This window comes from Pseudomonas sp. SWRI22 (assembly GCF_014268395.2).
GTDB lineage: Bacteria > Pseudomonadota > Gammaproteobacteria > Pseudomonadales > Pseudomonadaceae > Aquipseudomonas > Aquipseudomonas paracarnis.
In genome coordinates this window covers 2510718-2522013 of the sequence record NZ_JABWQK020000001.1, presented here as the reverse complement: position 1 = coordinate 2522013, position 11296 = coordinate 2510718, and the positions used below count along the sequence as shown (strand labels likewise).

General features: G+C 63.5%; 12 protein-coding genes. All 12 read right to left on the bottom strand.

What is annotated here, in order from left to right:
• Positions 1-2: 2 nt before the first annotated feature.
• Positions 3-2333, bottom strand: a complete 2331-nt coding sequence (locus HU730_RS11095) for an MMPL family transporter (protein WP_186526766.1) — start codon at positions 2331-2333, stop codon at positions 3-5.
• Positions 2305-2988: an outer membrane lipoprotein carrier protein LolA gene (locus HU730_RS11090; RefSeq protein WP_052199929.1), complete on the bottom strand. Its 684-nt coding sequence runs from the start codon at positions 2986-2988 to the stop codon at positions 2305-2307. Before HU730_RS11090 ends, HU730_RS11095 begins: the two co-directional genes overlap by 29 nt.
• The gene (locus HU730_RS11085; RefSeq protein WP_034125591.1) at positions 2985-3410 is read right to left on the bottom strand and encodes an acyl-CoA thioesterase; all 426 of its coding nucleotides are present in this window, start codon (positions 3408-3410) and stop codon (positions 2985-2987) included. Before HU730_RS11085 ends, HU730_RS11090 begins: the two co-directional genes overlap by 4 nt.
• Positions 3403-4944 carry an aromatic amino acid ammonia-lyase gene (locus tag HU730_RS11080; protein WP_060764889.1) on the bottom strand — a complete coding sequence of 514 codons (1542 nt, stop codon included), beginning with the start codon at positions 4942-4944 and terminating at the stop codon, positions 3403-3405. The genes HU730_RS11085 and HU730_RS11080 overlap by 8 nt, the downstream gene beginning before the upstream one ends.
• On the bottom strand, positions 4928-5863 hold the full coding sequence (locus HU730_RS11075) for a glycosyl transferase (protein WP_186526767.1): 936 nt from the start codon (positions 5861-5863) through the stop codon (positions 4928-4930). The genes HU730_RS11080 and HU730_RS11075 overlap by 17 nt, the downstream gene beginning before the upstream one ends.
• Positions 5860-6594 carry a glycosyltransferase family 2 protein gene (locus HU730_RS11070; protein ID WP_060764890.1) on the bottom strand — a complete coding sequence of 245 codons (735 nt, stop codon included), beginning with the start codon at positions 6592-6594 and terminating at the stop codon, positions 5860-5862. Before HU730_RS11070 ends, HU730_RS11075 begins: the two co-directional genes overlap by 4 nt.
• A 161-nt stretch (positions 6595-6755) precedes the next feature.
• Positions 6756-8426: an AMP-binding protein gene (locus HU730_RS11065; RefSeq protein WP_186526768.1), complete on the bottom strand. Its 1671-nt coding sequence runs from the start codon at positions 8424-8426 to the stop codon at positions 6756-6758.
• Entirely contained in the window at positions 8423-8968 is a 546-nt protein-coding gene (locus HU730_RS11060) for a membrane protein (RefSeq protein ID WP_014716602.1), read from the bottom strand. The genes HU730_RS11065 and HU730_RS11060 overlap by 4 nt, the downstream gene beginning before the upstream one ends.
• Positions 8965-9219: an acyl carrier protein gene (locus tag HU730_RS11055; protein WP_003187949.1), complete on the bottom strand. Its 255-nt coding sequence runs from the start codon at positions 9217-9219 to the stop codon at positions 8965-8967. Before HU730_RS11055 ends, HU730_RS11060 begins: the two co-directional genes overlap by 4 nt.
• A gap of 9 nt (positions 9220-9228) precedes the next feature.
• On the bottom strand, positions 9229-9498 hold the full coding sequence (locus HU730_RS11050) for a phosphopantetheine-binding protein (protein WP_034125597.1): 270 nt from the start codon (positions 9496-9498) through the stop codon (positions 9229-9231).
• The gene (locus HU730_RS11045; RefSeq protein WP_054896223.1) at positions 9476-10288 is read right to left on the bottom strand and encodes a lysophospholipid acyltransferase family protein; all 813 of its coding nucleotides are present in this window, start codon (positions 10286-10288) and stop codon (positions 9476-9478) included. Before HU730_RS11045 ends, HU730_RS11050 begins: the two co-directional genes overlap by 23 nt.
• Positions 10264-10983 carry a beta-ketoacyl synthase chain length factor gene (locus HU730_RS11040; protein WP_060764891.1) on the bottom strand — a complete coding sequence of 240 codons (720 nt, stop codon included), beginning with the start codon at positions 10981-10983 and terminating at the stop codon, positions 10264-10266. The genes HU730_RS11045 and HU730_RS11040 overlap by 25 nt, the downstream gene beginning before the upstream one ends.
• Positions 10984-11296 lie beyond the last annotated feature (313 nt).

Sequence of the window (11296 nt, the reverse complement as noted above, 5' to 3'; positions counted from 1 at the left end):
ATTCATAAGGCGTGTTTCTGGCGGCTGGCCCAGGGTGCCAGCATAAAGCTGAACGCCAGGCCCAGGCTGACAGACAAGCCGAAATTGCTCACGGCCGGTGTACTGGAGACCGCCAGCAGGCCGAACGACAACCAGGTCGTCAGTGCCGCCAGCAGTGTTCCCAACAGGCTGACGGCAGGGCCGCCGATCTGCTCGCGCATCAAAATCGCATAGTCGACGCTGATGGCCGTGACCAGCAGCAGGCCAAACAGGCTGAACAAAGTCAGCGGCTGGCCCAGCCAACCGAGGCTGGCCAGGCTGCACAACGCAGCCAGCAGCGGCAAGGCAACGATACGTAAGGCGCCGCCAAAGCCGAAGGGCGCAATCAGCAATAGCACGATCAGCACGCAAGACAGCAACTTCAATTCGGCAGCGCTGATCTGCGTGTCGGCAAACACCCGGTTCAAGTCACCCAAGCGGTCCACCAACTGCACGCCTGGCAAGTCCAGTGCCTGCACCCGCAGCAGCGCCGGGTTGTTCAAGCCTTGCAGGCTGACCATGGCCGCCACGCCGCCATCCACCGGGCCCAGCCACAGCGTGCGCCACGGCTCGGCCAGCGGGCCTTGCAGTGCGGCGTCGATGTCTGCGGTAGGCAGCGCCTGCAATTGCGCCACTTCGGCTTGCAGGGCACTGAGGGGCACGCCGAGGTCCAGCAGCGGTTGCCAGTGTGGCGCCAGGTTGTTCAGCGCCTCGCGCAACTGTTGTTGTTCGGCGGGGAGGTTGACCAGTTGATTGAGCGCCAGGTAGCCCTGGAGCTTGTCCATCTGCACCAACTGGTCCAAGCGTTTGCCCAGGGCGGCCTGGCGCTCCAGCAACTGCTGCTGATTGTCCGCTCGCACCAGGAAAAACTGGCTGGTGGGCTGGAACCCGGTGATGCGCGCCACGGCCTGGGCTCCCTGCAGCAACTGCGGCGGCGCACCGATCCATTGGCGGATATCGTTTTTAGTGTTCAGTTGCCACAGGCCCGCCGCGCAGAACAGCAGCACCCACACCAGCAGAACCGAACTGGGTACGCGTTTGAGCAGTGCCGTGCGCAGCTGCCATAGCCTTTGGGCGACACGCAGCGGCCATTGCGCCGGGCGCAGTTCCACGCCCTTGAGCAGCGCGGGCAACAGGCACACGGCACACAAATAGGCACCGACCAAACCGGCAGCCGAAAACACCGCAATCTGGGTCAGCGCCGGGAACGGCGTCCAGGCCAGCGCCAGGTAGCCGATAGCGCTGGTGGCCAGGCTCAGGCTCAGCCCTGGCAGGGTCAGGCGCAACGCCGGCCAACTGCGCCAGGGTTGCAGGCTCCAGCTTTTGGACAGGTAGTGCAGTGGGTAATCCACCGCCACGCCGATCAGGCTGGAACCCAGCACCAGGGTCATCACATGCATATGCCCAAACAGCGCCACACATGCCACCGCGCCAAACAGCATGCCTACCAGTACCGGCACGAATGCCAGCAACACCCGCCAGCGTCGGAACGCCAGCAGCAGTAATAACAGGATGCCCAGGGTGGCGCCGCCGCCGACCCAGGTCATTTCCCGAGTGGCCTGCTGTTGCCCGTTGGCCGCATAGAGCAAACCGCTGGCGGCGAGCAGTTGCGCGTCGTGTGCGCTGGCTTGCTCGCGGCTGGCCTTCAGCAAGTCCGCCACTTGCAGCGGCAGCTTCATGTCGAAGGCGTTGCCGGTAGTGCGGGCCCGCAGCAGCACCCAGCTTTTGCCGTCGGCATCGGCGATCAAGGCGCCGCTGCCGATGTCCATTTGCACCACACCGTGTTGCGGTTGGCTGTTCTGGATGCGCCCGGTGAGGCCAAGCCAATCGTCCTGGCTTGGCACCAGGCTGAAACCGGTGAAGGGGTCGAACAGCGATTGCACGCGTTGCTGGATGAACGCCTCAGGCTGCTGGATCAGTTGTTCGCGGTCCTTGGACGAGAGCATCGACAAACGCCCACGCAGCAGTTGCTCGCGCAACGCTGGCAAGTCGGCTTGCAGGTTCCACTGCACTTTTTCAAACAGGCCGCTGGCCTGCCAACGCTCACCCAGTTGCTGCGCCACGGCCACCGCTTGCTGGCGGTCGGCATGCCCCACCAGTACCAGCATTTCGCGGTTGAGCGGCTCTTGCATGCGCTGTTCGGCTTGCAGTTCCAAGGCGTCCGGCGTGCTGCCGGGCACCAGTTCCATCAGGTTGGCCGACAACGGCGCGCCGTCACGCCACTGCCAGCCTGCCAGGGCCAGCACGGCCACCAGCAAGGTCAGGAACAGGCGCGGCAGCAGGCGCTCACTGGGCAAAGTCGTGTTGCTCCGCATTGCTCAACGGCTGGTCGGCGGTACTGTCCTGCATGCGCAACAGCGTGCTGTCGCCTTGGGTTTCCAGCAGTTCAATGGTGCGCACCAGTGCGCCACCGTCGATATTGATCTGGGTGAACACTTGCTTGAGCAGCAGCGAACGCGGGGTCAGCGTGAGCTTCCATTGTTGGGCCTCGCCTTGCAGTTGCAGGTCGAAGTCGCGCTGCAGGCCACTGCTGTCGCCCTGCAGTACCGCCAGGAACAAACGATTCTGTTCGGCGCCGGCACTCTTGTTTGGCAGTAGTTGCCAGCCATTGGCGTCACGGCGGGCAATGCCTTGGGAGGTGATGCGGTAGTCCTGTTGCAGCGGAGTTTTCAACAGCCACAGCAGGCCGTGGTCCTTGGCGAGCACGAAGGTGCCTTTGCTCACCAATGGCTGGGGCAGGGCGCGCAGGTGTTTTTCCTGGGTGAAGTTGCCGTGGATCACGGAGGGTTTGGCAAGCTGATCGCTCAACTGCTGCAAGTCAAAAGCCTGGGCGCTGAAGCTCAGCAACAACGCAGCCACCGTAGGAGCGAGCTTGCTCGCGAAAAACCTGAGGGCCCCACGGGGTGTCAGGCGCCCCGCGTTATCGTTGGCGATCTTCGCGAGCAAGCTCGCTCCTACAGGGGGTCTCATTCCAGGGCTCTCTCTACGGCGTCGGTAAAGACTTTGGGCGAGGCAAGCTGCATTTCGCGACTGGCGATTTGCACCGCCACTTGCACGGTGCTGGCGCGGGTCAAACGCTCGCCGCTGGCCAGGTCGGTGATCAAATAATTGACCTTCAAACGATTCTCCCACTCCACCAGGCTGGCGCGCACATTGATGGTCTGGCCGAAGGTCGCGCCACGCACATAGCGTAGCTGCATGTCGATCACTGGCCAGGCGTAGCCGGCTTCGAGCATCGCCGTGTAGTTATGGCCGATCTTGTCCAGCAATGCACAGCGCGCCACTTCCAGGTACTTCACGTAATGCCCGTGCCACACCACGTTCATGGTGTCGATGTCGAAAAAAGGCACAAGGATTTCAGTGTCGCTGTGCAACACGCCGGGGCTACGCATGCAGCCTCCAGTGTTGCGCAGCGATGCGTTGCAGGCACAGGCGCAGTTCGCCTTCCAGGGCGCGGTCTTCGATGACCGGCGCAAAGTCCTGGGCCAGTTCGGCGTGCATCGCGGCCAGTGCCGGTGGCAGTGGGCGGGCATCCTCGGCCTGGGCGCGCAGCCACACGCCTTGGTTGGCGGCGAGCAAGGTCGCGGCGGCAACCTGTTCGGTCAACTCCAGCACGCGGATCGCATCGCGGGCAGCGATGGTGCCCATGCTCACCTTGTCCTGGTTATGGCACTCGGTGGAGCGCGAGAACACGCTGGCCGGCATGGTGTTTTTCAGCGCTTCGGCGGTCCAGGCGCTGGTGCCGATCTGCACGGCCTTGAAGCCGTGGTTGATCATGGCGCGGTCAGCCGGGGCGCCTGAGAGGTTGCTCGGCAGGCCATGGTTGTAGCGCACGTCCACCAACAGTGCGAGCTGGCGGTCGAGCAGGTCGGCAACGTTGGCGACCAGGGTCTTGAGGCTGTCCATGGCGAAGGCGATATGCCCGCCGTAGAAGTGCCCGCCATGCAGCACACGTTCTTCTTCGGCGTCGATGATCGGGTTGTCGTTGGCGCTGTTCAGTTCGATCTCGATGAACGAGCGCAGCCAGTTCAGGCTGTCCGCCAATACACCGAGCACATGGGGCGCGCAGCGCAACGAATAACGGTCTTGCAGGCGATGCAGGGGGGCGGTGGGCGCGTCGATGGCCAGGTCCTTGCGCAGCCACGCGGCGACTTGCATCTGCCCAGGGTGCGGCTTGGCGGCGAACAGGCGTTCGTCGAAGTGTTCCGGGTTACCTTGCAGCGCCACTACGTTGAGCGCGGTGATGCGCGTGGCCAGTTGCAACAGGTAGTCGGCGCGGGCAAAGGCCAGGCAGGCCAGGCCAGTCATCACCGCGGTGCCGTTCATCAGTGCCAGGGCTTCCTTGGGCCGCAATACCAGCGGCTCCCAGCCCAGCTCGCGGTGTACGTCGGCCGCCGGGCGGCGTTTGCCACGGAACAGCACTTCACGTTCGCCGGACAAGGTCGCAGCCACATAGGACAGCGGCGTCAGATCACCACTGGCGCCCACCGAGCCTTCTTCCGGGATCAGTGGCAACACATCGTTTTCGAGGAAGGCATGCAGGCGTTCCAGCAGTTCCACACGCACCCCGGACACGCCATGGCACAGCGACTGCAAACGCGCCGCCAGTACGGCGCGAGTAGCCTGGGCATCAAGCAATTTGCCCAGGCCGCAACCGTGAAAGGTGTACAGATGACGCGGCAAGGCTTCGACGTGCTCCAGCGGCACCGCCACTACGCAGGAGTCGCCGTAGCCGGTGGTCACGCCGTAGATCACGCCTTCCTTGTCCAGCAGCGAGTCGAGGAACTGCGCGCCCTTGGCGATGCGTTGGCGGTACGCGGCATCGTCCTGCAGGCGAGTGGGCACCTGGCGGTTGGCCAGGGCCAGCACGTCTTCGATGCGCAGGGGGCGTTCACCAAAGGTGATGGGCTCAAGAGGCGTCGTCATCGGTCTTCCAGAAAGGGTAAAAGTTGAACCATTGTTGGGGCGCTTGCAGGCAGAACTGGCCCAGGCGTACGGCGTAGCGGGTGGTCCATTCGGCAATGACTTGCTCACGGGTGCTGCGCTTCCATTCGATCAAATCGGCAAAGGGCTCGATAGTCAGGCGATAGCGACCCTGGTGCTTGAGACACATCAGCAGATTGACCGGGCACTTGAGCAAGCCCGCCAGCAGCCATGGGCCTTGGGGAAATGCCGCCGTGTGTCCGAGGAAGTCCACGCGCACCGTGCGCCCGCCGTGCAGCGGGATGCGGTCGCCGGCAATCGCCAGCCACTCGCCATCGTCCAGGCGCTGGCTGAGCAGCAGCATGGTGGCCGGGTCCAATTCGCTGACCTGGATCAGGCGCAAATGGGTCGCGCCGGCCTCGCCCAGCAGACGGTTGAAACGCTCGGCGTGCTTGGTGTGCACCAGCACATTCATGGTGACCTGCTCACCAATCTCCGCGAGGGCGCGGCACACTTCCAGGTTACCCAGGTGCGCACCCACCAGCATCTGCCCGCGCTCGCCACGCAGTTGACTGCGCAACTGCGCCGGGTCGTTGATCTCGATTTGCTCCAGGCGCAGCTTGCCGTTCCACACGTCCAGCTTGTCGAGCAGCGAATCGGCGAAGGCCATGAACTGGGCAAAGACTGTGCGGTGGCTCGGCAGCAAGTCATTGCGCCCGCTCCATTGCGCCAGCCGCTGCTGGTATTGCCAGGCGCTGTGGCGTGCGGTGCGGCCGAACAGGAAGAAGTAAAAGACGATGCTGTAGAGCAACGGGCTCAATAGGCGACGGCCGAGGACTTTGACCGCGACCGCGGTGAATTTCATCAGCCAGAAGCTGCCGCGTTCCTCGCGGTCGGCCCAATGCTTGGTGCTGTCGTTCATGCTTGCCACCGTCGCCACAGGATCATCGGCGCGCGCACGAGCATGCCGAAGAACAATCGCGTGTGCATGGCGCTGATGCGTAGGTTGTCACGCAACAAGCGAAAGTGCGACAGGCCGTCGGTGGGGTAGTGCACCTGGGTGGGCAGCCAGCGCATAGGCTGGTTGCGCCAGGCCAGGCGTACCAGGATGTCCGAGTCGAAATCCATGTGCGTGCCAATGTAGGCCGAGTCCATCAGCGCCAGGGTCGGCGCCAGTGGGTACACGCGAAAGCCGCACATCGAGTCGCGAATCTCAAGCGACAGGGTATTGATCCACACCCACACGTGGGTCAGGTAACGTGCGTACAGGCGACCCTTGGGCACGCTGTCGTCGTATTCGGGGTAGCCGCAGATGACGGCCTCGGGGTGCTGGCGTGAGGTGTGGATAAAGGTCTGGACTTCGCGCAGGTCGTGCTGGCCATCGGCGTCCACTTGCAGGGCGTGGGTATAGCCCTGCCGTGCTGCTTCGCGAAAACCGGCCATCACGGCGGCGCCCTTGCCCTGGTTGCTGGGCAGGGTCAGCAGGGTGACGTTATCCAGCGTCGCCAACTGCGCCAGCACGGCTGCGCACGCGGCGCTGCTGCCATCGTCCACCAAGAGGCAGGGCAGGCCGCTCTTCAGCACACTGTGGACCACGGCCGGCACGGCGGCTTCGTGGTTGTATACTGGGATCAAAGCGCAGGGGTTATGCATATTCAAAGCCTGCGCAAACCCCGTGGCGAGGGAGCTTGCTCCCGCTGGGCTGCGAAGCAGCCCCAATGGAGGCGACCGAGATCATCCTGGGAGTGGGTGATGCCTGGGTTGGGAGCGCTTCGCACTCCAGCGGGAGCAAGCTCCCTCGCCACAAGAACAGGTTATGCATACGCGGCCTCCAGCACGATCCGCCCGCTTGAGCACGCTGCAACCCCATTGCGATAGGCGAAGTACAGTTTGCTACGCTCCCGATCAAAGCGCAGGTGCAGTTCGATGTGATCGCCCGGGCGCACCAGTTGTTGGAACTTGAGCACTTCCATGCCGGCGAACCTGGTTGGCAGGTCAAGCAGTTGCTGGCCCAGGTTGAAGGCCCATTCCACTTGCACCACGCCGGGCAATACCGGCGTGACCGGGAAGTGCCCGCTGAAATAGGCCAGGTCCGGCGGAACGCTCAGTTGCAAGGTCCATTCACCCTCTGTTTCGACTTGCGCCAACACTTCTGGGCTCTTGGGGCGAGGCGCCAGTAGCAGAGCTTCGACATCGGCCTGGGGCAGCTTGCCCTGGCTGTTCAGCGGCAGTTGGCGCAACAAGCGCCAGCGGCGTGGCAAGGCCAGGGCTTCGCAGTGTTGGCTCAGGTGCTGGCGCAGGGTCTGGGTGAGCGTGCGGCGTCCCTGGTTGCGCAGGGCATGCAGCCCCGCGTCGGTGAGCACCACCACGGCACCCAGGGACGCACGGTTTTCCTGCACCACGCCCAGGCGGGTGTCGGCCACCCATTCATGGGCGATCAGCGCTTGTTCCAACATCGGCAGGGAGATGCGTTTTTCTTCCAGCTTGACGATACGGTCCAGGCGGCCCAGCAACTCAAAACGGCCATCGGCATGAATGCGTGCAGCGTCGGCAGTCTGTTCGATGTGCCCTTCGGGCAGGTATTTTGATGCGATACGCAGAGCGCCGTCGGCATCCTGGCTCAGTTGCACATCGGCAAACGGCTGCCAGGGTTGCGCGCCCTGGCGCCAGGCGATGCCGCCGGTTTCCGAGCTGCCGAGGATTTCTGTGGGCCATTGCTGTAAACGGTCGTAGAGGCTGCCGGCCGCATCAACCGGCAACGCGCCACCGGAGGAAAATACCCTTGCAACCTGGCTCAGTGCCGGCCAGTCGAGGTTGCCGCCCATACGCTTGAGCAGCGCCGGGCTGGCCACCCAGGCGAATTGCGGGTGCTCACGGCTGGCGCGCTGCATGTCTTCGGGGAACGCCAGTTGCTTGCGCACAAAGGTGCGGCCGGCACACAGCGGCCACAGCACGCGAAACAACAAGCCGTAGATATGCTGGGTGGCGACACTGCCGATGATGCAGGCGTCCTTGAGGTCTTTGCCCCACAGGGCTTCCAGCGCCTCCACCTCATTGGCCAGCTGGCGCAGGGACTTGTCGATGCGCTTGGGCTCGCCGCTGGAGCCGGAGGTGCAGAGGCTCAGTTGGCAGTTGTCCAGGTTGAGGGCGGCGGCGCTCAAGGGCGTTTGATACAACGCGTCCAGGTCGCTGGCATCGACCAGCCAGGCGTCCACGGCAGTGGCCCAGCGTTGGCGCGTCTGGGGTTGCAGGTCGGCGGGCAGCAGCACGCTCGCACCGGCGCGCCAGGCGCCCAGCAGTGCAATCGCCAGCAGGCCGGCGTCTTCCAGGTGCACGGCCAGGCGCCGGATACCCCGGGCCTTGAGGCCTGCGGCGAGGCTCAGGGAGTGCTCGCACAGTTGCGCGTGATTCATGAGGGGCTCGGCGGTCACCCCGCGATCTTGCAGTGGCTCAAGCAGCAAGTGCTCAAGTTTCAACCCTTTCATACGCGGCCTCGAACCCTTTGTCGTACCAGCCATTCCACGGCAAACAACAGGCCCATCAACCCGTAGGCGATCAGGCCGTTGTACAACGTCCACCAGCTCAGCGGCGCCCACAGGGTGAGCGCGGCGGCGAGCAGGCCATTACAGAGAAAAAACACACTCCACACCAGGGTGACCCGGCGGGTATACACCACCGCGTGGGGCGGCAGGTGCGGGTCGGTCATGCGTGCCAGGCGCTCGACCATCGGCGGGCCGTACTTCAGGCTCAGGCCGAACAGCGCCAGCATGAATCCGCTGACCAGGCTCGGGTACCAGCGCAGCCACTGGGGGTTATCGAACCATGCCAGTGCCAGGCAAAACACGATCACCACCACCGCCATCCAACGGCTGCCCGGGCGCCGCGCAGCGGTGAGCGCGCGCAACAGCCACAGGCTGCCCAGCAGCAAGCCGAACTGCCAAGGTGCAAAGTGCTCGGTGCCGTAATACACCGCGAAGGGGTACAGCAGCCCCGCCAATAACAGGCCAAGGCCGATCAGCCGGCTCATGCGGCGGGCTGGACCAGACGGTACACCGCCTCTACCACGTCGTTCACCGTGCGTACCGCCTTGAACTCTTCGGCGGCGATTTTCTTGCCGGTCTGGCGCTTGATGTGGTCGATCAGGTCCACGGCGTCGATGCTGTCGATTTCCAGGTCCTGGTACAGGTTGGCGTCGAGGGTGACGCGTTCCGGGGGCAGTTCAAACAGTTCCACCAAGGCGTCGCGCAGGGTGTTGAAGATATCGTCACGAGTTTGCATGGTACGGTCTCAAGCTGCCTGTCGGGCCGTGACGAACGCCGCAAGGCTGGCCACGTTGGTGAAGTGATTGCGGGTGTCCTTGGCGTCGGCATCGATTTTGATGCCGTATTTTTTCTGGATCGCCAGGCCCAATTCCAGCGCATCGACCGAATCCAGGCCCAGGCCTTCGCCAAACAGGGTCTGGTCGCTGCCAATATCGTCGGGGCTGATGTCTTCCAGGCCCAGGGCCTCGATGATCAGCGTCTTTATGTCGTGCTCAAGGCGGTGTTGGTCGCTCATCTTCGGCGAGCTCCTTAATGAAATAGTGATGCAGGTGATCGTTGAGCTTGCGTGAAGCCTGGGGCGCGGGCCCGACTGCGGCAAACGCTTGTGGCTCTATATCGGCGCCCACGCGCAAACTGAAGTGAAATCGACGGTGGGGGATGCGATACCAGGGTTCGGCCTTGGTCAGGGTGGTGGGGCTGACCTTGATCACCACTGGCGTGATGATTGTCGCACCGCGCAGCGCAATGGCCGCGCCGCCGCGATGAAAGGCCGGCGCTGCGCCCGGCGTGGTGCGTGTGCCTTCGGGAAAGATGATCAGCGTCTGGCCGGCGCGCAGGGCGTCGGCTGCGGCATCGAGCATGTCGGCACTGCCGTCGTTGCTGATATAGCCGGCATCGCGCACCGGGCTGCGGGTGAACGGGTTCTGGAACAGGCTCTGCTTGACCACGCAGTTGGTCTGGCGCATCAGGCCGATCAGGAACACCACGTCGATCAGTGACGGGTGGTTGGCGACGATCATCTGGCCAGGGCGGCCAAGCTTTTCGGCACCCTCGACGCTGTAGGTGAGAATGCCCAGGCCCTTCATCAGGCGAATGAAAAACCAGAACAGGCAACTGATGGTGTGGCGTGCGCGCCGTTGGTGCTGGGTGGCGTCGCCCGGCAGGCAACTGAGCAGCGGAAACACCAGCAAACGCAGGCACAGCCCGCCGATGCCGAACAGGCAAAAGCTGAGGGCCGTGGCGAACAGGCGCCAATAATAGGCCTGCCGTGGCTTGTGGGTCAGGGCTTGCGTTGCCAGTTCCATACTCGGTTCTTCCAGGCATGTTGGCAGGCGCCCTGTTCGGTCAGCAGGGTGCGCAGCAGGTTCAGGGCGTGGGGCCACTGGGTTTGAGTGAGTTGGACAGTGCTGGTGGTGAGTTCCAGTTGCCACTCGTCGCCCGGCGTGAGCAACAGGCCGAGGGCATAGGGGAAGGGCACATCTGTAATCCAGCTGGCGTAGGCGTGGGGCGGTTGTTCTTCGGTGATCACCAGCAATACGGCGGCGGCGCCTTCGTTGAGCAGAGCGGCGGCTTCGAGCAGGCCGTGTTCGAGGCCATCGCCGGCGGCGGCGAGGGCGGTCATCTCGCTGGTTTCATTGCGCAGGATCGACCACAGGCCAATTACCGCGTTATGCACCGACAGGCTGAACTGAGTCGGCGACAGCGGCTGCTCGTTGGCCAGGTCGCTGAGAATGTCCAAGGTGCGCGGGGTTTCACCGTGGCGGGAAATAAACACCATTGGCAGGTCTTCAAGGCCCTCGGCCAACGGCCAGCCGACGCTGAACGCCATGCGCGCCAGCCGGCTCAGACGACGGCGCTGCATGGCTGGCAAAAATGACACATCGGGGGACGCTTCGCTGACAGGCGGCAACACCGGGTCCCGGCACCAGGCGTACCAGTCGTCCGCACTCGCAAGGCCAGGAGCCCAGGCGCGCCATTGGGCGATGTTGAAGTTGATCACTGAGAAGTTATCCCGCCCCTGCGGGCTTCCATGTGCGGCCAATGGCCCCGGATTCCGGGACAGGGAGCAATGGCCGTATGGCGCGCATTATCCCGGTGCCGTGGGGTTCTAGCAAATAGTGGTGAAAGTTTGTTCACTATTGATCACAAATAAGTTGGAAGAATTTACAGATTATCGGCGAGCGAAGGCCGGACTCGATCGTTGCGCGGTTTCCATTCATTTGTGAGCCAGGCAGCGCGTAAGGATGAACGAGGTAGCTAACCGGCGCTTTTGCGCTCTACACTCGGGGGATTCATTGATACACGGAGGTTTT

Excerpts from the sequence above, each read along its gene's own strand:
- HU730_RS11095 (WP_186526766.1), bottom strand. The coding sequence starts at position 2,333 with ATGCGGAGCAACACGACTTTGCCCAGTGAGCGCCTGCTGCCGCGCCTG.
- HU730_RS11090 (WP_052199929.1), bottom strand. The coding sequence starts at position 2,988 with ATGAGACCCCCTGTAGGAGCGAGCTTGCTCGCGAAGATCGCCAACGAT.
- HU730_RS11085 (WP_034125591.1), bottom strand. The coding sequence starts at position 3,410 with ATGCGTAGCCCCGGCGTGTTGCACAGCGACACTGAAATCCTTGTGCCT.
- HU730_RS11080 (WP_060764889.1), bottom strand. The coding sequence starts at position 4,944 with ATGACGACGCCTCTTGAGCCCATCACCTTTGGTGAACGCCCCCTGCGC.
- HU730_RS11075 (WP_186526767.1), bottom strand. The coding sequence starts at position 5,863 with ATGAACGACAGCACCAAGCATTGGGCCGACCGCGAGGAACGCGGCAGC.
- HU730_RS11070 (WP_060764890.1), bottom strand. The coding sequence starts at position 6,594 with ATGCATAACCCCTGCGCTTTGATCCCAGTATACAACCACGAAGCCGCC.
- HU730_RS11065 (WP_186526768.1), bottom strand. The coding sequence starts at position 8,426 with ATGAAAGGGTTGAAACTTGAGCACTTGCTGCTTGAGCCACTGCAAGAT.
- HU730_RS11060 (WP_014716602.1), bottom strand. The coding sequence starts at position 8,968 with ATGAGCCGGCTGATCGGCCTTGGCCTGTTATTGGCGGGGCTGCTGTAC.
- HU730_RS11055 (WP_003187949.1), bottom strand. The coding sequence starts at position 9,219 with ATGCAAACTCGTGACGATATCTTCAACACCCTGCGCGACGCCTTGGTG.
- HU730_RS11050 (WP_034125597.1), bottom strand. The coding sequence starts at position 9,498 with ATGAGCGACCAACACCGCCTTGAGCACGACATAAAGACGCTGATCATC.
- HU730_RS11045 (WP_054896223.1), bottom strand. The coding sequence starts at position 10,288 with ATGGAACTGGCAACGCAAGCCCTGACCCACAAGCCACGGCAGGCCTAT.